Source organism: Halococcus thailandensis JCM 13552 (genome assembly GCF_000336715.1).
Taxonomy (GTDB): Archaea; Halobacteriota; Halobacteria; order Halobacteriales; family Halococcaceae; genus Halococcus; species Halococcus thailandensis.
On the sequence record NZ_AOMF01000069.1, the window covers coordinates 1 to 424 of the forward strand.

Here is a 424-nt window from a genome sequence, read left to right on the forward strand (position 1 = left end):
TAGCCGCCGCGGCGATCTACGCTGGCGCGCTGCTCACCAACGAGAAAGTCACTCAAACAGCCGTTGGCGACGTTGCCGATATCTCTGTGGTCACGATCCGAAATCGCTATCGTGATCTGATCGAAATCGAGGGCGAAACCCAAGCTCCGTGATTCTCAGACAGGGTCACCTACAAATGGTATAGGACAGCCCTACAAGACAGCTCCTACAAAGACAGCAAGGGAGAGGGGGAGGGGGTGTGTCCGCAATTATTCCATGGATAAGAGTGTTCTTCCTCCCTTCTAGGAAGGGTTGATCCAGTCTTTCCTGGCGACTACAGCGTGGAACATCACCCAAAATACAGTGCGGATGCCCCTTCCTCAACGAGCGGCGGAACTGCGCCGAATGGCGGAGTGAAGCCGCGAGTAGGGAGGGGAGGAGCACG

1 pseudogene is annotated in these 424 nt (G+C 56.1%); it reads left to right on the forward strand.

The features are described from left to right. Nucleotides 1-152 (forward strand): annotated as a pseudogene (locus tag C451_RS23530) (transcription initiation factor IIB 2); the annotation flags it as partial. Nucleotides 153-424 lie beyond the last annotated feature (272 nt).